Below are 22,466 nucleotides of genomic sequence, written 5' to 3'. Positions count from 1 at the left end.
AATTCATGTAGGAAAAGCAATGAAGGGAACAGACGAAGGCCCTGTCATTTCTTGATTGACAGGGCCTTCACTGTATTATCTCTTAATATCGAATTGATGCAAAAATCCTTCTCTTTGCTGCATTCTAAAGTATTCCTTGATCATATAAGCCACACCCTGTTCATCATGCGAGCGCGTCACCCAATCGGCTTTACGCTTGACATCATTGGGGGCATTTCCCATAGCAACACCTAAACCAGCCAATTCAAGCATTGGAATGTCATCTGTTCCATGACCAATGACGACCGTATCTTCTAAAGTAAAACCGAGTGCAGAGGTTAAAAGAGAAAGTCCCGCTTCCTTCGAAACCCCTTTGCATACAATATTCATTTTCTCATCACTGATCCTAATAAGATCAACAGATGGGAATGCTTGTTGAATGGTCCTGTGAATCTCAGGCTGAAGCTCCGCGGTCGAATATACTTCAATCACTGGTGTACTGACTGGTTCATCCATCAGCATATCACTTAACGATTCAACAAATTGGACAGGATAGAAAATTGGATCAGACGGATGAATGAGCGTCTTTCCCATCAGCTGAGACTGCGTTTTTTTCCGGTTGCCGATCGAGAATTTTTCATGCAGCAAGCGGACATTACAATCGAAGCTTTCAAGGATTTGCACAAGATTAAAAGTCTTTTCTTCCGTTAATTTTTTCACATGAAGCGGCTCATCGAGTTTATCGGCGATAAATGCACCACTATGCGTCACAAGGGTTGATGTTGGAATCTTTAACGCCTTGGCAATTTTTTGAGCGGAACGAAAATGCCGGTTGGTGACAATCGTCACGTAAACCCCTTTTTTCTTTACATATTCCACAGCTTCTTTTGTAGCAGAATGGATTTTACCATTGGAACGAAGTAACGTCCCATCTATATTGAGTGCAAGTAGTTTTTTTGACACTGAGGCATCCCCCTTCTTGATGACTGTACTTACGATGAGGATATGCCCTAGCTTGGTGCTTTAGAACATGCAGTTGAAAGAGCCCCAGGTTATGAATAGATGGATAAATAAAAAAAGCCTACCCCTAGGCTTTTTTTTATGTATGGTTTGGATGCGTTACAATGGAGTGATGAAGCTCCCCATGATCCCCTTATCATTTACACACCAAAGCATTGCTTATATCAGATCCCCTTATGATGCTTTGCGTTTCTCCCAGAAGCGCTTCTCTCTCGTTTGGCTCACGCCATAAATCCCAAGTGAAACGCACCCAATTGTCCCTTGAGAGCGCCTTTTGAAAGCACTTTCAATATAAGTATTATCGCAGAATTTATGTGCTTCGACAACCTTTTTTTAAAAGATATTGAGGAGAAAAGATAAAACAAAAAAGGGCGAATGACATCGCCCTTTCCATTAGTTTTCTTCTGGATTCCCATAAAGCTCTTCAAGTGGCTTCATGATAATTTTATTTAATTCACCGATAAGAACACTCACACGTTGTTCTGCTTCCATCAACTGAGAGATTTTATCGTGCTGCTGAACAAGCGCAACTGTTTTTTGAGCTTGCTCCACTTCTTCTTGTGTGATCTCTTGACCAGTCATTTGTTTTTGTTGAAGGTTTACTTGAATGTCACGGAAGTTCTCAAACATTCTTTTAGAGGACTCATCCGCGTTTACCTCATCATAAAGATTTCTTAAAGTTGAATATTCTTCGCTATGACGCAATGCTTTTTCAAGGTCATATGCAACATCATAAAGATTTACAGACATGTTATGTCTCCTTTCTATCCGTTATCACCGATATGATCGGCGGACACCACTCCACTATAACAAACTATGGCTTTCGTTTCACATATATACAATGAATTCATTAAAATTTCTATAGCTTGTCTTAGAATAGCGCCACAAAAACAGCCTGGATAGCACCAATCATCCCGCCTAAAAGACCGCCTAGAAATGTTATCATCTTCAGCTCCTTATTAGAGATGCTGACTACAAGCTCTTCCATTTTTTCAAGCGGGAAAAGTTCAATTTGTTCACGAATGATATCTTCAAATTGCAGCTTTGCAAGCAGACTCTCTAAAGCATTTGAAGCCGCTTCGATCCCCTTATCAATCAACACTGGCGCAAAATGTGTTTTAAGGTCATCCGCTACAGCACTGACATATGTTCCAACTGGTTTGTCTAATATCAGCTTTGTAGAGAAATGAGAAAGCAATTGATTTTTCACACTAAAAATAAGTTCCTTCACATTCCATTTTTCATCAAGCTCATGAAGAGAAAATAGCTTCACCTTGTCCCATTCTTGAACAAGTAAATCTGATAAAAATCTTTTTGTTTCTGCATTCCTTAAGAACTTGATAATTTCTGGATGCACACGGTCAATTAAGCTTGAATTCCCTAGAAACATTTGGACCATACTGCCAAGCATTCCCCGTTCTTTTAAGAAATCATCAATCATATTGCCAAGCCTGGCTTTGCCTTCATCACTTTCAAAATAATGAATGCCTCTCTTTAAAATATAATCTGCTGCATCTGGAATTTTTGATGATATTTTGGTTTCCACTTCTACCGGGAGCAATTCAGATAAAGTTTGCTCGTTATATGTTTCAAGCAATGAAGCGAGCTTCTGGTCAGACCACTGATGGAGCCATCTATCTGCTTTGACATCAGCCTCTGTAACGCCGAATTTTTCTAGCAGGGAGAATACGGTGATCTGCATATTTGCGCCTTTGTCAATATATTGATGGACTGTACGCAGGATCTCCTGCTTTGCATCCGATGATTCAAATCGCTTTTGAATACCTTCTGGCGTGAGCAAATGCTCCATAACCATGACACCAACCTGCTTGGCTACTTCGTCTCTTCTTTTAGGGATAAGCCCTGGTGTAAATGGAAGCTGTTTTCCGAATAAGTAATATGGCTTATAAGGCCGAAAAAGCATTTTAATTGCAAGATGGTTTGTCGCTGCTCCTATGACTGCGCCGATAACAATCATAAAGATAAACGTTGTGAATATATTCAAAGTCGTCATCTACCTTTCAAACAACACCCGAGGTTTATTGTTTTGATCTATACGTATTATAGTTGTTGTCTAGTTCCCAAGCAAATGAAGCATGCAGCGAGACATATGATCAAGCGATCTGTCGTAATGATAAAGGAGCGTAAGCTTTATGTAAAATCATAAAAAAATGTTTTTGTGATGGTAAAAAAAAGAAGTTGAAAAGAAGGTGTTTTTTAATGACAACATTAGGTATTGTGAGCCTTTCTCCGCAGTATGAAGAGGCATTCACACGGCAGCTCGCCAAAGCTGCCTCTTCTTATCGTTTAGTGGTTGTTCGTTTTACACCATTTGATTTAAAGCCGGCTTCAAATTTGATACAAGGCCAAACATATACGAATGGCCAAGGGTTTGCCGACGCACAATTTCCGATTCCCGACTTGATTTATGACCGATGTCTTTACCGGCATGACGCACTATCTAAAAAAGCAAAACCCATCATGGAATGGCTAAAAAAATATCCAAAAACAAATTTTTTGAATACCGGCATTTCAAATAAAATGGTGCTATTTGAGCAGCTCCGTCTCCGCTCTGCTTTACAGCCATATTTACCTGGCTGCTTTATATTAAAAGAGCCCTCAGACCTGATCAATATGGTAAGGGAGTGCGGGGCTGGCGATTATTGTAGAATGCAGCCTCTCTCCCATCAGCATGCAGCATCTACTTACTTCATTTCCTTTGATGGCAAATCAACATTTACCGTTCAGCTAAGTTCCAATCAAACCATTACATTTTCTCGTACGTCAGAGCTGGAGCGCTGGTGCAAAAAATATGCAGGCCGGTATTTTCTTCAATTTTTCAACACGAATGATCAAAAAGAAATTTTATTCAATGAAATCAAGATTTTCCTTATGAAAGATTCACAAAATCAATGGAAACGCATGGGAATTCACACAAAATCACCTGCAGAAAATAGTCTTTTAAGTCATACACAAAAATCAGCTCCTGTGATAGGCTTTGAACACTATCTAAATACATTGCAGCCACACATCAAGGAGCTCCTTTTAGATGATATTGCATCCATTCAGGCATCAATCCCAGCTTATATAGATAAAACTTACTCTCCTTGCTTTGAATTCGCAGTAGACTTACTTCATTCAAGTGAAGGCAGACTTTTCATATCAAATATCAGATCAAAGCCAGGGCGGTCCGCTTTTTTAAAAGCTTACCCTGAGAAGGAACACCAATTGATTCGTACCATTCTTGAACATGCGCAAACGATAAAGTCTCAACCGAAGGAGGTTTCTTATGAACAGAAATCGCTGCATCATCGCCCCACACCTCACAAGTGAAAAAACAATTCATCTTCCCGTCCATTATAAACAGAAAGATGCCATCTATTCTCTTGCTCTAGGGTCCCGTTTAGTAGATGGCTTCAACATTTCCTATCATCTGCATCCAAATAAAATTTTATTATCTGAAGATCTATACAGAGGATTACTGATTCCTTACCCATCAAAAGCTGATGTGATCATCATTGACCATACACTTTTTATAGGGCCGTTGATGGGCATTTTCACTGCGGGTTTTGAGCAAAGTACACAGCCATTGGGAACGAGATCAGAATTTTTTATCAAACTGCTGCACTCTTTCAGGCAGCATCCTGGTTTTGCCTATCTTTTTGGGTCACATTCGATTGATTGGGAAAAAGGAATTGTAGAAGGACTGTTGTACCACCAAGATTCATGGGTTAAAAAACAACTTCCCCTTCCGTCAGTCATTTATGACCGGCTTCCAAATAGAAAAGCTGCTCAGTCGGCACTCATACAAGAAACGAAGCGAAAACTCACTCAAGACTATGATATCCCTTGGTTCAATCCTTACTTTTTTAATAAATGGGAGATTCATGAACAGCTATTAACAGATGAAAAAACATGGTCCTTACTCCCACATTCTGTACAATTAGATCCCGTGGACGCTCTAATTAAAATTGAAACACTTCTCCACCTGCATCAAATTATATACTTAAAACCGATAAACGGAAGTCATGGAGACGGTATTTATCAGTTAAAGAAGGAAAATCACGGAATCACTGTATACTCAAATTCGGGAAGGTCTATTCCATATGATTCAATAGATCAGTTTGTTCAAAAGCTGCGAAAAGATCATGCAATTCATGAATTTATTGCACAACAAAGAATTGAGCTCCTTCAAATAGACAATCAACCGATGGATTTCAGAGTTCATACGAATAAAAATAAAGAAGGTGATTGGACAGTCACAGCAGCAGCAGCAAAGGTTTCTGGAGATCATAACATCACGACTCACCAGTTACACGGGGGAACGGTGAAAACACTTTATGCTGTCTTTCCAGAAGAAAAGAAACGTTTGCAGATTTTACAGCAGCTTTCTCATACTGCCATCATGCTCAGCCAGGTGATAGATAAAAAAATGTCCGGGCATATCGGTGAAATCGGTTTTGACTTAGGCATTGATCAAACAGGTGCAATTTGGATGTTTGAAGCTAATTCTCGCCCTGGCCGAGAGATTTTCCAGCATGTCTCTTTGAAAAAATCAGAATGGATGATTGGGAAAAGTATCATGGATTACGCATCTTACCTTTCAAAAACGGCACTCACAACTTCAGATCACGCGAACGTCTACTGACGCTTTTTTGTCACATGTCAGTGCTCTTAAATCTATGCTTTTTCTATGCTCTTTTCATGAGATGAGATACAATAAAATCAAGTTCAAGGTTGTTTCCGTGTTGTCGTGTTTGTTTATTGTTACATCAATAAAAGCAAGGAGGCAATGATGATATGATTTCTCATTTTCAATGGAAACCCCTTTTTAAGAAAGCACAATTGCCAGGCTGGAAAATATCCTTTTTCCACAACGGTGCGCACTATGAAGGCATCTACCACAAAACAGGTGACATTGAATGGGGCTCTCAGCTTCCGCCCCATGAAGTAGAACCAACTTTAAAAGAAGAAATCCACGAATTAATGCTGTTCCATGTCTATGATTAAACTGATTAAGGAGCCCCGCCATGTTAGAAAAATTAAAACTTGTTTACGGAGACCATATCATCAGCACACCTACTCATGACAAACAAATTCTTTGGTATCAAACAGAAGAAGGTGAAATATTTGGAGTAAACAAATCGGAGCTTTCAGAAAGAGAAACACTTCTTCTCAACTCTTTTCTTACACCAATTGATCTGTTTCAAAAAGCGCAGACCGAAGATGAACAAAAATGGTTCAGCTATCTTTTTGAAAACAAACCACTAACTGTCCAACATCCCGTCCGTGTTTATTATTTTCAAATGATCCATCAAGAAGAACAAAGACAGCAAATAAAAGAGGCTGTGAATAACAGCCTCGAACATACTCATTTCATATGGACAGGCCCTGAAACAGCTATGTTGATTCAACCAAACGCCACATCAGAAAACAGTCAATTAGATCAGTTAAATGATTTGTCTCTGGCTATTACAAGTGATTTTTTAACAGACTCAGTCTTTATGCAAGGACAGCTGCATTTGCCTAATGACCATTTACAGATGAGGTTATTAAATGAACAACAGCTCTTTTTATGCCATCTGCAGCGAGAAAAGCTTAGATCAGGGGCTGCCACATTTTATCAATGCCTGCCATCGTTCATTTGTTATGATGCATCTGCACTCTCTCACGCTATTTCAGATGCTTTTAAAGAAGCGGTCTTTGACCGGGATGTTTATCGCACTCTCATGACCTATATGCAATGTAATTTAAACGCATCCAAGGCAGCAAAAGCGTTATATGTTCACAGAAACAGTCTTCAATATCGAATTGATAAATTTATTGAGCGCACTGGTCTAGATATACGACATTTTCCAGAAGCATCAGCTGCTTATTTGATGATGATTCTACTCGATCTTTCATAAAGAACGAAGACATGAGCACCCTGCCCAAAAATGAAAATAGGATGTTGTGCACGTTGTCCATTTACAGACTCTTCCTCATTTTATACACTTTATTTACTAGTAAAGCGCTTTCAAAAAAGAGGGACTGGGGAGGCTGACAGCTAATGGCTGAAATGATGCTGAATCAAATTTATAAAGTGTACGATAACAAGGTAACAGCAGTAGACAACTTTAATCTACATATAGAAGATAAAGAATTTATTGTGTTTGTTGGTCCATCAGGCTGCGGAAAATCAACAACCCTTCGCATGATTGCAGGTCTTGAAGAAATTTCACAAGGAGACTTTTTGTTAGATGGAAAACGGATGAATGATGTAGCACCGAAAGACCGGGATATCGCAATGGTTTTCCAAAACTATGCATTATATCCTCATATGAATGTGTACGATAATATGGCTTTTGGATTAAAGCTTCGGAAGTTTCCGAAAGCAGAAATTGATGAGCGGGTTCGAAATGCCGCTAAAATATTAGGGCTTGAGCAATATTTAGACAGGAAACCAAAAGCACTGTCTGGCGGTCAAAGGCAGCGTGTTGCACTTGGCAGAGCAATTGTACGTGATGCAAAGGTTTTTCTTTTGGATGAGCCGCTTTCTAATTTAGATGCAAAACTCCGTGTTCAGATGCGTGCTGAAATTTCTAAGCTTCATCAGCGTCTGCAAACGACATTTATCTATGTGACACATGATCAGACTGAAGCCATGACAATGGCAACCCGCCTTGTTGTCATGAAAGATGGATTTATTCAACAGGTTGGAGCGCCGAAAGATGTATATGAAAACCCAGAGAATGTGTTTGTAGGTGGGTTTATCGGCTCACCTGCGATGAACTTTTTCACAGGAAAGCTCTCAGACGGTGCCATTGCGGTTGGAAAAACTCATATTCGTGTACCAGAAGGAAAAATGAAAGTATTACGCAGCCAAGGCTATATTGGAAAGGATGTCATTTTAGGCATCAGACCAGAAGATTTTCACGATGAACCAGTATTTATAGAGGCGTCTGAAGGCACAAAAATTAATGCTGATGTAGAAGTAGCTGAATTAATGGGAGCAGAAACGATGCTTTATTCTTCTATCGATGGTCAATCGTTTATTGCACGTGTTGATTCTCGTACCGATGTACAGGCCGGACAGTCTATCCCTCTTGCGATTAATATGAACAAAGCCCATTTCTTTGATTCAGACACGGAGCTGCGCATCCGCTCAGCAGAATAAGAAGATATATAAGCAGCGCCATCACTCATCATTGGGTGATGGTTTTTTGTATGTTAACACAACATTTACCATGTTCTTTTCTCGTATGTTTTTTTCGGAAATAACCATAATACTTAGTACAAAGCAGTTACTGCATTGGGTTTCGCCAAGTGGCAAATGACTTGATCATTTCGCTGGTGCGATTCCAGCAAACCCAACCAAAAAAACAAAACATATACAAAAAGGAGAATCACATCATGGCAAATTCTAATAGTTCAAACCAATTACTAGTTCCTGGAGCAGAGCAAGCGATCGATCAAATGAAATACGAAATCGCTTCTGAATTTGGTGTAAACCTTGGAGCAGAAACAACATCTCGTGCTAACGGTTCAGTTGGTGGAGAAATTACAAAACGTCTTGTGTCTTTCGCTCAACAAAACCTTGGCGGAACAAAAGCTTAATTTCATATTTGGATCATAGAAGGCACCTCTTATGGTGTCTTCTTTTTTTGTTTTTATCCCTCACCAAACTCCTTTCAGCTCATATCATGTAGTAGAAAGGAGCGGATCTTCATGGACATTATTTCTGGTATGAACTTTGAACTTTTACAATTTGTAGGTATCTCTCTATTATGTGAATATGCTCATAGTATTCGGTCCTTTCATCTATATAAAAAAAGCATCACATAAAAGTTGTACCATTTTGTGCCCTTTTCACTTATAGTATGTAGTGGAGGGATCGAACAGATGAAAATAGCTCTTTTCGGTGCTCATGGACGTGTAGGACAAGCATTTCTTCGTTTCGTTCAAGTAGATGATCGTTACATGGTTCGTTCATTGATTCGAACAAACCGAGAAGAAATGCTTGCGGGTATGTTTCAAGTCACCGGCAATTCAAGAAATCGGGAAGATGTGCTTGAGACAATCAAAGGAGCAGATATTGTTGTGAGCTGTCTATCAACAGATGGTGACGATACATTATCTGTTTCAATGGAGCATATCGTACAAGCCATGAAGCAAACAAATACATCTAGAATTATTACAATTGGTACAGCAGGTATTTTAAAAGCAAGAAAGCAGCCGGAGCTCTACCGTTTTGAAACAAATGAATCAAGACGGACCACTTCCCGAGCAGCTAAAGAGCATGCGAAAGCGTTTGAAATCCTTCAATCGACTGATCTAGATTGGACCATTATTTGTCCAACCTATTTACCAAATGGAGAAGTGACACGGTCATATCGCTATGAGAAAGATTTTCTCCCTATAGATGGAAAGAAAATTTCAGTTGAAGATACCGCACACTTTTTATATCAGCAGTTAAATTCGAAGGAGTTTGTACATCAACGCGTCGGCATCGCTTATTGATGATGCAGCCTGTCCAAACAATATAATCAATAAAAGTCGAGAACAGAATCTCCGACTTTTTCATGCAAAGGAAAAGAGCCTCATTCAATTGGAAGAGGCTCTTTTTTCTACTATTCATCAGCTGTTGGCAACAGCACCTTTTTGCAGTTCATACATTTGTGCATACAGCCCTTCTTGCTGCATGAGTTGTTCATGACTGCCACGCTCGACGATTTCACCTTTTTCTAACACCAAGATCATATCGGCTTTCTTAATAGTGGATAATCGGTGAGCAATCACAAAAGTCGTCCGTCCTTCTTTGACTACATCAAGTGCCCGCTGAATGATCGCTTCTGTTTCTGTATCAATGTTGGCTGTGGCTTCATCTAAAATTAATATCGCTGGATCGTACGCCAATGCGCGCGCAAATGAAATCAACTGACGTTCCCCTGAGGAAAGGGTGCTTCCCTTTTCAACGACTGGTTCATCAAAGCCTTCTGGCAGGTGCTTCAATAACTCTGCTGCGCCTACTTGCTTTAATGAAGATTCAATGGTTTCTCTTTTGATGTCTTCATTTCCTAAGCTCACATTGGAAGCAATTGTTCCAGAAAATAAATACGGGTCTTGCAGCACAATGCCCATTTGTTTACGCAGCGTTTGGCGCGACTGATCATAAATGCTTTCGCCATCTATGAGAATGTCTCCTTGCTGAATGTCATAAAAACGCAGCAGCAAGCTCATGATCGAGCTTTTCCCAGAACCAGTATGCCCCACAAGTGCAACCGTTTGACCTTTCTTTGCTTCAAACGTAATGTTCTTTAAGACATTTTTCCCTTCATTATAAGCAAAGGTGACATCTTTGAACTGAACGTGTCCCTCCAGCTTCTTCTGAACAGGCTCTTCCACTTCTGTTCCTGGTTCATCTAGTAATCGGAAAACCCTCTCCGATGAAACCCTTGCTAATTCTAACCTAGAGAATTGATTCACAATGCCTGTAATCGGCTGGAACAATCGATTTAAATAATCGACAAACGCATAGAGCACACCAATGGACACAATGCCTGTCGCACTTAACGAAGCACCTCCAAAATACCAAATGAGTGCCACATATGCTAAATTTCGCAGCAGGTTAACCAAGTTATGTGAAAGAAGTGAATTTAAATGCAGCATCTTTCGCTGATATCGAAAGTGATTGTTGTTCAGCTCATCAAATTCGTCTTGCGTCGCTTTTTCATGACGAAACGCTTGAATGATTGTCATCCCTTGAATGGCTTCATTTAGCTTGGCATTGATTTCACTGATGATCGAACGAATGCGGTGATTGTACACTGATGCAAACTTTCTGTAAGTCATCGACCATAGGAAAATAATCGGTACTGCGACCAAACAAATGAGTGCCAGCTTTACATTTAACAAAAACATGGCAATGTAAATCCCAATCATGTAAATGGCACTCGTCACGAAATTAGCAAGGACTGTTACATATAAATCACGAATGGTTTCCGTGTCATTTGTGATTCTCGCGACAACCTTTCCAGCCGGTAAATTATCAAAATATCGGATCGGCAGTGTTTGGATGTGCTCAAATACGTCTACCCTCATTTTTTGAATAATTCGATTTGCAATCCTCTGGAGCAAATAATGCTGCCCATACTGAAAGAAAATCGCAACGATGAGCAGTCCTAGATAAAATAGAACAAGCTGCACCAAACCACTGATTTCTGGCTGATAAAAAGCGAAAATCTCCTCTTTTGATAAACGCTTTACCTCATAGGTTTCACGCTTGTTCCCATTATCAATGGTGAGCTGATCTCCCGATATTTTTCTGTTTCCATCAAAACGAATCGGCTCATTCACAAAATAGTAACCGAACCCGACTTGCACTACATTGATTTGCTTTCCAGAATCCATTCCATTATTTAATCGATCGCTTCGTATATAGTTATTTCCCTGGTAATAAACGGTTTTGTCTGTCTTTTCATTGACCTCGACATACGGTTTTTCTACACCTAAAATATGATCATCAATCATTTTCTTCCCAATAAACGGTCCTGTCAGCTCAGCACCAACTGCAATCATTAGAAAGATTAAGGCAACAGACAATACTTTCTTATATAGGAGTGCGTAGGCAAGGAGTCTTCTTCCTGTTGTCATGCCTCATCCCCTCCTTCCAGCTGATTTGTCAGCTGCTGACGCAAAAATTGTTCCTTGTACCACCCATCCTGCTGGATGAGCTCGTTGTGGGTGCCCTTTTGGACAATGCGTCCTTCTTCCATGACAAGAATGAGATCCGCATGTTCAACAGCTGATAGGCGATGAGTTGTAATAAACGTCGTTTTGCCATGACGGTTTTGTCTTAGATTTTCTAAAATAGCGGTTTCTGTTTTTGCATCTACCGCAGATAATGAGTCATCCAGAATTAAAATGCCTGGATCAATTAATAAAGCACGTGCAATGGATATTCGCTGTTTTTGTCCGCCTGACAGCGCCACACCTTTTTCCCCAACCATGGTTTCTAGACCCTCTGGCAAAAGGCGTAAATCCTTTTCAAAGTAAGCATCTTTGATTGCTTGTGCTAACTCATCTTGTTTCGCGTCACGATGACCAAAGCGCATATTCTGTTCCACGCTTTTTGAGAAAAGTATATGATCCTGCGGTACATATCCGATCCATTGAAATAACTGATCTAATTCAATGTTTTGGATTGGAACACCTGATAGCAAGATTTGCCCATCACCTGCCGGGTACTGGCGCAGAAGCTGTTTGACAATGGTCGTTTTACCGCTTCCTGTTTTGCCTGTAATCCCAATCGTCTGTCCTTTTCGAACGGTAAAGGACACATCAATGAGATTATCTTTAGATGAAGTTGGATACCTGAATGTCACATGATCAAACTCAATATCTCCAGGCTCTTGTAACGTTTTCGGCTGAGCAGCATCTGTTACGTCCGGCTTGTAGCCGAGTGTATGATTTAACCGGTCTAACGACGCATTTCCTCTTTGCATAATATTAATCAATTCGCCGATCGCAAACATTGGCCAGATCATCATGCCAAGATAGACGTTAAATGCAACAAGCTCCCCAATGGTTAAATCACTTTGGAACACGAGGTATGCTCCGTAGCCGATTCCGATTAAGTAGCTGATCCCCACAAGTAATTTCACTGTCGGCTCAAACAAAGAATCAATGATCGCCACTCGCATGTTTTTTTGAAATACATCATCTGTCATTTCGCGAAAGCGTTCGACATCTTGTTTCTCCTGCACAAAAGAGCGAATGACCCGGACACCTGCCACTGATTCAAGAACGCGATCGTTCATATCACCAAATGCATCTTGAGCGACTGTAAAGCGCTCATGGATTTTGCTTCCATAAAACGCAATCAAGAGCGCCATCAGCGGCATAGGAATAATCGCCATTAAGGTTAATTTCCAGCTAATCGTCAGCCCCATCGTAAAGAAGATCATCAGCATATAAGCAGTGGAATCAACCAAGGTCAGAACGCCAAAGCCTGTTGTTAAGGCCACAGCATTCAAGTCGTTTGTACCTAATGCCATTAAGTTGCCTGTTTTTTTCTTTTCATAAAAGGTAGGCGTCATCTTAAGCAAGTGGCGCATCAGTTTCCCACGCATCACACGCTCCATGACATTTGCGCCGCCAAATAACTGATACATCCAAAAATATGTAAGTGTATAGACGACGACACCTAGTAAGCAAAAAATGGTCACATAAAACACAATACTGGATGTTGTAAATTGACCAGAACGAATGTCATCAACTGCCTGGCCAAGGTATCTTGGCGGCAGCATTTCAAGCACATTCACAATGAGCAGGAGCGTAATAGCAATAGTATAACGCCTCCACTCTTGTTTAAAGAACCAGCCTAATTTCGCAAATACTGAAAACATGTTTGTCTCTCCTTTTCAAGCTAGCCGCTTTCTAAATTTTCCTGCAAGTCACCTTGTTTCGTTTTTTGAGTTTTTGTCATTTGTCTTGATTTTGGCATGTTCACATGCTTTCACTCCTCTTCATTTATTCGTTGATCTCCATCCCATTATTTCGAAATGCGAAATGAATTCAACAAAAAAAGAGGCCACCAGCTTGCTGGTACGCCTCTTTTCGTCATGTAAAAAGGCGCATGTTGACAAATACGCAACATACGCCTTGATTCATCCGATCAATTGGAACAGACGAGTTCCTTTTCAATGACCAATGAAGGTGTAATTGTCACGTGAATCAACCCATTCATGCAGTTTGATTTCATTCTTCCAATGTTGCACATGACATTTCCTCCTTTTGGCTCTTGAATCTTTTTTTATCTTATAGTGGCTGTCACTATTTTGTCAATAAATATTTTTCAATAAATGAAATTTTCTAACAAAAATCATTCTCCTTCATGTGTATCTTTTTCTATTAACGGGTATACCATGAGTGTAAAGACTCCTTTTGAAAGGAATGAGGACATTGTTTCAAGCTGATCGGATGGTCGTAGCGTTTGATGGACATGAAGACAGTAAGAAAGCATTAAAAAAGGCAATCGCTTTAGCTAAAACCTTACATGCCAAGCTGACCGTTACCTATGCACATGATGGCAAAACAGACAGACAGGTGTTTGATGCACCGCGCCCAATGACTGGCGGAGCTTATATCGGCGGCGGTACGGCAGATCTTCAAACTCCCCCTGTATATGTACCTCACGATGAACAGCAAAGTCCCTTGATTTTTGAAGACCATACAGAAGAGGTCGTTGCGGAAGCACGAATGCTTTTAAATGAGGAGCAGTTTGAGGCTGCCATTGAAATTGTAGAAGGAGAACCAGCAGAAGCGATTATCGAATATGCGGAGGAAATATCAGCAGACCTCATCGTCATGGGAGCACGTGACCAAAGCAGATTGAAAAAAATGCTGTTTGGCAGTGTGAGTGAAAAGTTATCAGCAAAATCAGATATACCTGTGCTTATTGTGAAATAAATGCATCACAAAAGGCTGTAAACATTGGTTTACAGCCTTTTTTATTTATGAAGAGATGGATGCTTCACTTTCATGTTTAATTTTTTGCTGGAAGCCTTCCTGTACGCGCTTTGTCAGCTCTCCTGGAACGCCTTCCCCTACGGGCTCGCCATCTATTTCAACAATCGGAATAACTTCAGCTGTCGTCGAGCTGATGAAGATTTCCTGAGCGCTCAGCAGTTCTTCTTTGCTTATACGAGTTTCTTCAACCGTACATCCTTCTTCCTCACATACCTCCAGCAGCTTTCTACGAGTAATGCCGTTTAAAATGAGATTGTTTGCAGGATGAGTACGAATCACGCCATCAATCACGGCATATACATTCGAGGAGGTTCCCTCGGTCACAAAACCGTTTCTCACAAGGATTGCTTCAAACGCACCAGCTTCAGATGCTTTCTGCTTTTCCATGATGTTATATAAAAGATTTAAGCTTTTGATATCACACCTTAACCAGCGAAGATCCTCAGATAAAATGGCTTTTGCCCCAGCTTTCTGCTCTTGAACAGGCTTTTTCACCTGGAACGTATATGCCGTGATTTGAGGAGTAAGAGAATCACTATATTGATGTTTACGAGGGGCGACACCCCGCGTGACTTGAATATACACACCGCCATCTGTTAATTGATTGTGAGCGACGAGCTGTTGTAACTTTTCTTCCATATCTGATACTGTACCTTGCAGATGAATGCCAATTTCCTTTGCACTCTTGAACAGACGCTCTGTATGTTCCTTTAACGTAAACAAAGTACCATTGTATACACGGATGACCTCATAGACTCCGTCACCAAATTGATAGCCTCTGTCCTCAATATCAACATGTGCATCCTTTTTTTCAATGAAATCTCCATTGTACAATATTTTCATATGGAATCTCCCCTTCGCTTTGCAATAATGGTTGAATCTGATGCTATCTTAGCGGATAAATGGGTTCGTTTCAATGATTATTCAGAATTATTTCACATCATATGAAATGGATAACCTTTCATTGTAACAAATATAGATTGATAACCAAAAAGATTCCAGTTTTTTAGCATCTTCTATATTCATAGGCTCTTTTTTCCTGTATACTTACTCCATATAAACACGACAAAAAACAGCGAAATAAGACAGAATCCACTACATGATTCGACACAAATTTTTGATTTATTGGAGCGATTGTAATGCAACGGGTTAAAAAAAAACAGACACCTTCAAACACAATGCTGCTCTCAAAGGCGATTGGTTTTGTCATCCTGACACTAATCCTCTTTTTTATTTGGGATATGTCCAAAACCAATATGCAGGCAGCAGATCAGCCGGCTAAATTGTCTGCGAGCAGTCAATTTAGGGACACAAGTACTAGTATGAAAGCAAAAGATGCTTCTCGGAAAACATTAGATGCACATTTTAAGATCAATTCAAATAAACATATAACGGATCAAACGATCTTTTTAACCTTCGATGATGGTCCATCAGCGACTTCAAATCAGCTGTTAGATGTGCTAAAAGCGCATCAAGTGAAAGCTACATTCTTTATGCTCGGACCGCAGATTAAAGAACACCCGGCAGCAGTGAAAAGACTCCATCAAGAAGGTCATCAATTAGGGCTTCATGGTATTACCCATGATGTGAAACGCTTTTATCAAAAAAGTGATTCTCCTGTTAACGAGATGAAGGAAGATCAGCGCATTTTGGCTTCTGTCACAGGTGAGTATACCCATCTTGTAAGAACACCTTATGGCAGCACCCCAAATTTAACCGATCAGCAAAAAGCACGTTTAAAACAAAAAGGCTTTGTCTACTGGGACTGGACCATTGACAGTCTTGACTGGAAATATAAAAGCTCAAAATATGTACCAGAGGTATTAAATCAGCTGCAAGTGCTGGAGACAAAATATCCAAAAGAACCAAAAATCATCTTAATGCATGATCAGCCGGCGACGGCAAAATACTTAAGCAGCTTAATCACGCAGCTAAAGGCAAAGGGCTATACATTTGAAGTCCTTGATGAAACAATGAAGCCGCTGCAGCAATAAAGTAAAACCCGCACCTTTAGGATGCGGGTTTTTTAATGATTTATAAAGCTTTCACGAGATCGCCAATTCGCTCATGAAAGACAAGATCAAAAAGCGGATCGAATTCTGTTTCACTCAAATTCATCATCACCATGAAGATGGAAGGATCATGAGCTGCATCTTCTGGAATATACCTTGCTGGCGCTACCTCCAGGGAAGTCCCCATGACGAGGAGCATGTCCGTTTTCTGAAGTGATGTCTCTACTTGGTCTAAATGTTTGACCATATCGCCAAATAGGACAACATCTGTTTTTAGCACACGTCCACACGTACTGCCGTCTGAGGAAACCCTTTGACAGACCGGCACCTCTTCTTTTAATAAATAAGGCAGATCATATACCGCCTGACACGATGGACAAGTGGCCGTTTGAATGGAGCCATGGAGTTCATATACATGCTGGCTTCCCGCCTTTTTATGAAGACCGTCAATATTTTGGGTAAAAATATCCACATGCTTCCCTTGTTGCTCAAGGCTGGCTAAAAAGGTATGCCCGCTATTTGGTTCGTATTCTCCACTCATTTTCATTTGAAACAAATCCTTAAATTTCGGCCAGAATTGATGAGGGTTTGATAAAAAGTAGGACCGGCTCATCGCCTCCATGCGGGAAGTATCTTCTGTCCACAGACCACCCGTTGATCTAAAATCAGGAATACCCGATTCTGTACTCATACCTGCACCTGAGAGTACTGTGATATGTGAAGCCTGTGATAATTTCTCTCTTAGTGCTTCCACTTTTGTTTGATCCACGCACCATTCCTCCTTTATTCACCCAGCTGCTTCTCACCTTTTTGTTTCATATAAATGGCCTGACCAGGGAAAGCAAATTCTACGCCTTCCTCGTGGAAAATATCTATGATGCGATAGTTAATATCCTGCTTAATATCAAGGTTTTCAGACCAAGCTGTCGTATTAGTGTAAAAGTTGAAAAACAAGTTCAAATAGCTGTCTGCCAGTACATCGAGATTTACCATAATCGTCTCTTTATGCACCCCATCATGCTCGTGAAGCATCTGTTTGAGACGCTTAATACACTGATCAATATTTTCCTTTGGTGTATTGTAGGAAACGCGAACAGAGAACGTAATCTGACGTTTATTCATTCTTGTCCAGTTTGTGATTGGCTCCTTAGAAAGCGTAGAATTCGGAACGGTCACGACGGCTTCAGCAGGTGTTCGAAACCTTGTGCTTCGAAATGTAATGTCCTCCACAGTCCCAAGTACACTTGGTGTCTCCACAAAGTCGCCCATCGTAAAAGGCTTCTCCGTAATGATGACGATCCCTCCAAAAAAGTTAGCCACTGTATCCTGAGCAGCGAGCGCAAATGCTAGACCACCTAGACCAAGCCCTGCCACAAGTCCATTTACGTCATAATTAAATTCTTGTGCAATGACGCTAATACTCAGTGCAATAATAATGAAACGAAGTACCTTTGATAAAAATGGTGCTAAAATATCATCCAAATCTAATTCAAATTTCGAATTGACCTTTTGAAACAAGAAAGAAGATGCAGCGGTTAAATTACAAAGCCCCCACGTCAGCATTAATATAATAGAAGATCTATACAATTTAATGATGATATCCATATGATGCTCAAAGTATGGTGCCTGTCTTAACGCAAAATATAAACCAAGTGCCACGAAAAACAGCCTGGCTGGTTTTTCAAATGCCACAACAATTTGGTTAATGACCTCCGTTTTAGACCGATTCGTCAGCCTAAACAGAAGCTGAAATAAATACTTCGTAAATACTTTCCGAAGCAATAAAAAAAGCAATAAAATACAAAGGCTAATACCAATTTGGATCGCAATATCTACTGTAAAATATGTATCCATCCATTTTTGTGTAAACATGTCTGTCTCTCTCCTTTAAAACAATCCTCTCTAGTTTATAATATAACCTTCGTTCATGTCCTCTCTTAAATGTCTGACCTCTACATAAAAAGCCTCGGGACTGATCCCGAGGCATGAAGTTCAAATATGAAATTTTGGCTAGAGACATATCGACGGGCAGCAAACTACTTTTTCTTCTGAGCCTGATCAAGGAGAGTCGCTTTAAACATTTCAGCATCCGTTTCAGCCTTAATACGTTCTTCCACTCTAATTCTCCCTTTACCCAATCATCTCGCCTCCTTTTCATCATTATAAAACATCAGAATTTTCAGTCAACATGACGAAAGCACTAATATTTTGACGAACGCTGACGATTTGGACAAAATTGATCGAAGAAAAAATGATGTAGTTCAGATTTACTCAATAAGAGCTTGGGATATTCCTGCAACTTTTCACCTTTTATACACGATGCTTTCTCACCACACGCCATGTTCCATTACATACAGCTCTCCATCGTTCCATATAGTAAAGAAGGAAAAACAGCAAAAATTTGATATGATAAGACCAGAACTTATGTCAGGAGCTGGAGCATGTGTATATTATCGCGCATAGAGGGTCTTCAAGCGCTGCCCCAGAAAATACAATCGCCGCATTTGATTTAGCTGTTCAGCAAGGTGCGGATTATATTGAGTTAGACGTCCAGCTGACAATGGATCAGCACGTAGCCGTCATCCATGATGATACCGTTAATCGAACAACTAACGGAAGCGGCTTAGTGAAAAGTTATACACTTGATCGGCTGAAGAAACTGGATGCAGGAAGCTGGTTTGATTCACAGTACGCCAACGAACGAATTCCCACCTTACAGGAAATTCTTGAAAGGTACACTCATCGTGTCGGGATACTGATTGAGATCAAGCATCCAAAACGGCAGATTGGGATTGAAAAGGCAGTTGTCGACATCATCAACCGGTTTGCCTATTCCCGTCACATCATGGTTCAATCTTTTGATGCCAATGCACTTCAAAGAGTCAAAGCTTACGCCCCTTCTCTTCGAACAGCTTTTATTATAAAACCCTCTGCCTTTAAACTGACGAAAAGGAAATTAGCGGAGTACAGCTCCTTTGCGAATTGCCTTAATATGAAGAAAACGATGATCAACAGATGGTGGATTGACCGCATCCACTCATTTGGAATGGATGTCTTTATATGGACAGTGAAAGATCAAAAAACAGCCGACAGGATGAAAACATACCTCATTGATGGAGTGGTGACGGATCACCCGCCATTTTTTCTAAAGGAGAAATGATTAAATGAAAGCATATCTCGCCGTATTTATCGGTGGATTGGTTGGTACCCTTTGCAGATATGAACTTAGCCAATCCGTTGTCAGCCAGACATTCCCCTATGCAACACTGATTGAAAACATGACAGGCAGTCTGTTTCTTGGCTTTTCAACAGGATATTTTATGTTTCGGAAAGGAAAAAAATATCTTGCTGCTTTGATCGGAACAGGATTTTGCGGTGGTTTTACGACAATGTCCACTTTTTCTAAAGAAACGGTTCTCTTATTACAGGATGGACTGTTCACATCAAGTATCATGTACATTCTACTCTCAGTGATTGCTGGAGTGGGCGCTGCCTTATGTGGACTGATCACCGCTCAGCGCCTCTTTCAACAACATGAGCAGCCGAAAGGAAGCAGATAAATGATTGTATTTTATACAGCTGTTGCCGGCGGGATGGGCAGTGCCCTTCGTTTTTTCCTCAGTCAATCGATTCAGAAAACCAAGTTTCATACTCGTTTTCCGTATAGTATTATTCTCATCAACTTACTCGGCGCTGCCGGTTTAGGTTTACTGACAGGTGCAGTGTCTGACAATGATCCGCTGCTTATGATCATTGGTACTGGGTTTTTCGGTGGTTTTACAACATTCTCTACATTTAGTGTAGAAGCTGCGTCCATGCTGCATGAGCGGCAAATTGGACTTCTTGCTGTCTACTTGCTGGTCACAATCATCGGGTCTTTATGTCTCTTTGCTGCGTTTTATCAAATAGGACAGCATCTTATTTAAATATTGGTAATGGCGGCTAAGCTGATGAGCAGCTGATCCATGAGCTGGCGCTTCATCAAAAAGAGTGTTTTTTCACTATAGCCAATTTCCATTGCACACTTTGCCATCCGCCAATCTCGAAAATATTTGTAATCGATGAGCTGCTGCTCTATTTCGTCCAACTCTTTTAATGCCGTTTCAATACAAGCAACGATGAGTTCATACTGACTTTTTTGTTCTTCTAACTTTTTCCGAGTCATGTGGTCGAGATGATGCGGGCTTCTTTTTTCAAGCTGCCTTTCGATATTTAAGATCGCTGCTTGATAATTTTTGAAATTCTTTAAATGAAACTCAATTCGTTTCATTGAGGTTTTTTTCTCCGTGATACTTGCTGTTTCATACCAAAGCATGTCCATCCCCCTCTATCGAACGTTTGTTCTTATTATATACCGAACATACATTCGTTAAAAAGAGACTAAATACCTAAAAAAACCTTGAGCTTATTTTTCGCTCAAGGTCATTTCGTTTACTAAAAGCGGCTCCTTTATATCAAGCCCAGTGCGTGCGCTGCCTTTTTCTGACGATGTGACGCCTTTTTTCAAATCGATCTTTTTAACGTAGCGTCCATCCATTTCCAGCACTTTCATTCGAATATCATCAAGATAGACGGATTGTCCTTCTCTGATATCAATATTCTCTTTTAAGATGAGTCCGCCGATTGTATCAATTTCCTCATCATGATAAGAGATCTCGATCAAATCTTGAACTTCATCTAATCTCACTTTGCCATCTAAAACATAATGATGATCGGCTCTTTTTTGAATAACTGGCTGCTCATCTTCATCGAATTCATCTCGAATATCTCCGACAATCTCTTCTAAAATATCTTCCGTTGTGACAAGTCCAGACGTTCCGCCATATTCGTCAGTTAAGATCGCCATATGCATTCTATCACGCTGCATCTTAACGAGAAGCTCTTGAATAGGAATCGTGTCGATGACCTCAATCACTGGATATATATAATCTTGAATTTTCAGTTGATCTTTTTCTCCTTGATACACAAGATCTGCAAAGAGCTGCTTTTTGTTCAGCATGCCGATGACATGGTCTTTATCTCCTGAAAAAACAGGGAAACGTGTATACTTTTCCTGCGTCATGATGGCGAGGATATCATCTAACGGCATATCTTCTGGAATCGCACAAATTTCTCTCCGCGGTATCATGATCTCTCTGGCAATTCGATTATCGAAATCGAAAATCTTGTTCATATAATTATATTCTGATGGGTTGATTTCCCCATTTTTTAAGCTCTCAGATAATAAAATCTTCAATTCCTCTTCAGAATGGGAATGTTCTTTTTCAGACCCCATATCGATGCCCATCATTTTAGTTAGCAAACGGGCTGATCCGTTTAACACATAAATGAAAGGGAACATAAGGATATAAAATGCATGCAGCGGGCCTGACAGCCATAGCGTCATTTTTTCCGCCTTTTGAATGGCAAGCGTTTTTGGTGCTAGCTCACCTACAACTACATGCAAAAAGGTAATAATAGAGAACGCAAGTGTTGCTGAGATCAGGCTGATTGCTGAATCAGGAATGTTTGTCAAACCAAAACCTCGAACCAAAAGTTCTTTCACAGCCGGCTTACCAATCCACCCTAAACCAAGGGATGTCACTGTAATACCGAGCTGACAGGCTGACAAATATTCATCTAGCCTTGATGTCACCTTTTTCGCCATGATGGCCTTTTTGGACCCTTCGGCAACAAGCTGATTAATTCTTGAACTTCTCACCTTTACTATGGCAAATTCAGATGCTACAAAGAAAGCTGTTAAAGCAATCAAAACACCGACTATACTCAGATTAACAATATCGTCCATTTAACCTTGCTCTTTCTTAGAAGAACAAGGAGTCACCTCCTGATTGATGATGTTATGTTTTGCAAAACGGTTAACTGATTAAATAAGACTACATTGAGGGCCCCACTTAACCACCTCCGGTTCACGTAAAATTCCGCCTCTCTACATATATATGAAAC

General features: G+C 40.3%; 23 protein-coding genes. 12 read left to right on the top strand and 11 right to left on the bottom strand.

The window, feature by feature from the left end; genetic code table 11:
- Positions 1–75: 75 nt before the first annotated feature.
- The 3 genes from NSS65_RS04880 to NSS65_RS04870 all read right to left on the bottom strand — a co-directional run bounded on the left by NSS65_RS04880 (position 76) and on the right by NSS65_RS04870 (position 3,004).
- Positions 76–942, bottom strand: coding sequence for a Cof-type HAD-IIB family hydrolase (locus tag NSS65_RS04880; RefSeq protein WP_039177545.1), 867 nt, complete (start codon positions 940–942; stop codon positions 76–78).
- Positions 943–1,392: 450 nt separating this feature from the next.
- Entirely contained in the window at positions 1,393–1,749 is a 357-nt protein-coding gene (locus NSS65_RS04875; protein WP_024425750.1) for a YlbF family regulator, read from the bottom strand.
- Between the two features lie 121 nt (positions 1,750–1,870).
- Positions 1,871–3,004: a DUF445 family protein gene (locus tag NSS65_RS04870; RefSeq protein ID WP_326135015.1), complete on the bottom strand. Its 1,134-nt coding sequence runs from the start codon at positions 3,002–3,004 to the stop codon at positions 1,871–1,873.
- Positions 3,005–3,219: 215 nt separating this feature from the next.
- Here NSS65_RS04870 and NSS65_RS04865 point away from each other — a divergent pair, with 215 nt between their 5' ends.
- The 7 genes from NSS65_RS04865 to NSS65_RS04835 all read left to right on the top strand — a co-directional run bounded on the left by NSS65_RS04865 (position 3,220) and on the right by NSS65_RS04835 (position 9,498).
- Positions 3,220–4,332 (top strand): YheC/YheD family protein, encoded by a 1,113-nt coding sequence (locus NSS65_RS04865; protein WP_176967545.1) that lies wholly within the window; start codon positions 3,220–3,222, stop codon positions 4,330–4,332.
- Complete coding sequence (locus tag NSS65_RS04860) at positions 4,289–5,647, top strand: YheC/YheD family protein (RefSeq protein ID WP_061109617.1); 1,359 nt, start codon at positions 4,289–4,291, stop codon at positions 5,645–5,647. The genes NSS65_RS04865 and NSS65_RS04860 overlap by 44 nt, the downstream gene beginning before the upstream one ends.
- 152 nt (positions 5,648–5,799) lie before the next feature.
- Complete coding sequence (locus NSS65_RS04855) at positions 5,800–6,009, top strand: YheE family protein (RefSeq protein WP_003211787.1); 210 nt, start codon at positions 5,800–5,802, stop codon at positions 6,007–6,009.
- A 20-nt stretch (positions 6,010–6,029) separates the two neighbouring features.
- The gene (locus NSS65_RS04850) at positions 6,030–6,905 is read left to right on the top strand and encodes a helix-turn-helix domain-containing protein (RefSeq protein WP_061109616.1); all 876 of its coding nucleotides are present in this window, start codon (positions 6,030–6,032) and stop codon (positions 6,903–6,905) included.
- A gap of 143 nt (positions 6,906–7,048) precedes the next feature.
- Positions 7,049–8,155: a sn-glycerol-3-phosphate ABC transporter ATP-binding protein UgpC gene (ugpC, locus tag NSS65_RS04845; protein ID WP_251220776.1), complete on the top strand. Its 1,107-nt coding sequence runs from the start codon at positions 7,049–7,051 to the stop codon at positions 8,153–8,155.
- A gap of 236 nt (positions 8,156–8,391) precedes the next feature.
- Positions 8,392–8,595: an alpha/beta-type small acid-soluble spore protein gene (locus NSS65_RS04840; protein ID WP_024425744.1), complete on the top strand. Its 204-nt coding sequence runs from the start codon at positions 8,392–8,394 to the stop codon at positions 8,593–8,595.
- A 285-nt stretch (positions 8,596–8,880) separates the two neighbouring features.
- The gene (locus tag NSS65_RS04835; protein WP_041109935.1) at positions 8,881–9,498 is read left to right on the top strand and encodes an NAD(P)H-binding protein; all 618 of its coding nucleotides are present in this window, start codon (positions 8,881–8,883) and stop codon (positions 9,496–9,498) included.
- 117 nt (positions 9,499–9,615) lie between these two features.
- On the opposite strand, the gene NSS65_RS04830 is transcribed toward NSS65_RS04835, so the two are convergent.
- Positions 9,616–11,631: an ABC transporter ATP-binding protein gene (locus tag NSS65_RS04830; RefSeq protein ID WP_217008510.1), complete on the bottom strand. Its 2,016-nt coding sequence runs from the start codon at positions 11,629–11,631 to the stop codon at positions 9,616–9,618.
- On the bottom strand, positions 11,628–13,385 hold the full coding sequence (locus NSS65_RS04825) for an ABC transporter transmembrane domain-containing protein (RefSeq protein WP_217008509.1): 1,758 nt from the start codon (positions 13,383–13,385) through the stop codon (positions 11,628–11,630). Before NSS65_RS04825 ends, NSS65_RS04830 begins: the two co-directional genes overlap by 4 nt.
- A gap of 556 nt (positions 13,386–13,941) precedes the next feature.
- Between NSS65_RS04825 and NSS65_RS04820 the strand changes: the two genes are divergently transcribed.
- A complete protein-coding gene (locus NSS65_RS04820; protein WP_034282233.1) occupies positions 13,942–14,448 on the top strand; it encodes a universal stress protein in 507 nt (168 codons plus the stop codon).
- Between the two features lie 45 nt (positions 14,449–14,493).
- Here the strand turns inward: NSS65_RS04820 and dat are convergent, their stop codons facing one another.
- On the bottom strand, positions 14,494–15,351 hold the full coding sequence (gene dat / locus NSS65_RS04815; protein ID WP_111927062.1) for a D-amino-acid transaminase: 858 nt from the start codon (positions 15,349–15,351) through the stop codon (positions 14,494–14,496).
- 296 nt (positions 15,352–15,647) lie between these two features.
- Here dat and NSS65_RS04810 point away from each other — a divergent pair, with 296 nt between their 5' ends.
- Positions 15,648–16,502 carry a polysaccharide deacetylase family protein gene (locus NSS65_RS04810; protein ID WP_061109613.1) on the top strand — a complete coding sequence of 285 codons (855 nt, stop codon included), beginning with the start codon at positions 15,648–15,650 and terminating at the stop codon, positions 16,500–16,502.
- A 40-nt stretch (positions 16,503–16,542) separates the two neighbouring features.
- Here the strand turns inward: NSS65_RS04810 and NSS65_RS04805 are convergent, their stop codons facing one another.
- The 3 genes from NSS65_RS04805 to NSS65_RS04795 form a co-directional block, all read right to left on the bottom strand.
- Entirely contained in the window at positions 16,543–17,289 is a 747-nt protein-coding gene (locus tag NSS65_RS04805; protein ID WP_080769816.1) for an NAD-dependent protein deacylase, read from the bottom strand.
- A 14-nt stretch (positions 17,290–17,303) separates the two neighbouring features.
- The gene (locus NSS65_RS04800) at positions 17,304–18,392 is read right to left on the bottom strand and encodes a mechanosensitive ion channel family protein (protein ID WP_342467365.1); all 1,089 of its coding nucleotides are present in this window, start codon (positions 18,390–18,392) and stop codon (positions 17,304–17,306) included.
- Between the two features lie 164 nt (positions 18,393–18,556).
- Positions 18,557–18,658, bottom strand: coding sequence for a YhdX family protein (locus NSS65_RS04795; RefSeq protein WP_017360338.1), 102 nt, complete (start codon positions 18,656–18,658; stop codon positions 18,557–18,559).
- 305 nt (positions 18,659–18,963) lie between these two features.
- Here NSS65_RS04795 and NSS65_RS04790 point away from each other — a divergent pair, with 305 nt between their 5' ends.
- Genes NSS65_RS04790 through crcB (NSS65_RS04780) form a run of 3 tightly spaced genes read left to right on the top strand, consistent with a single transcriptional unit; the run spans position 18,964 to position 20,446 of the window.
- Positions 18,964–19,680, top strand: a complete 717-nt coding sequence (locus NSS65_RS04790) for a glycerophosphodiester phosphodiesterase family protein (protein ID WP_034282238.1) — start codon at positions 18,964–18,966, stop codon at positions 19,678–19,680.
- Positions 19,681–19,684: 4 nt separating this feature from the next.
- Positions 19,685–20,080 carry a fluoride efflux transporter CrcB gene (gene crcB / locus NSS65_RS04785; protein WP_041116976.1) on the top strand — a complete coding sequence of 132 codons (396 nt, stop codon included), beginning with the start codon at positions 19,685–19,687 and terminating at the stop codon, positions 20,078–20,080.
- Complete coding sequence (crcB, locus tag NSS65_RS04780) at positions 20,081–20,446, top strand: fluoride efflux transporter CrcB (protein ID WP_041116974.1); 366 nt, start codon at positions 20,081–20,083, stop codon at positions 20,444–20,446.
- Here crcB (NSS65_RS04780) and NSS65_RS04775 read toward each other — a convergent pair.
- On the bottom strand, positions 20,443–20,835 hold the full coding sequence (locus tag NSS65_RS04775) for a hypothetical protein (protein ID WP_034282242.1): 393 nt from the start codon (positions 20,833–20,835) through the stop codon (positions 20,443–20,445). The two genes, crcB (NSS65_RS04780) and NSS65_RS04775, sit on opposite strands and share 4 nt — an antisense overlap.
- 90 nt (positions 20,836–20,925) lie before the next feature.
- Positions 20,926–22,308 (bottom strand): hemolysin family protein, encoded by a 1,383-nt coding sequence (locus tag NSS65_RS04770; protein WP_041116973.1) that lies wholly within the window; start codon positions 22,306–22,308, stop codon positions 20,926–20,928.
- Positions 22,309–22,466 lie beyond the last annotated feature (158 nt).

Source organism: Bacillus sp. FSL K6-1006, assembly GCF_038593175.1.
Lineage (GTDB): Bacteria > Bacillota > Bacilli > Bacillales > Bacillaceae > Bacillus > Bacillus safensis.
This window is presented reverse-complemented; position numbering and strand designations above follow the sequence as displayed.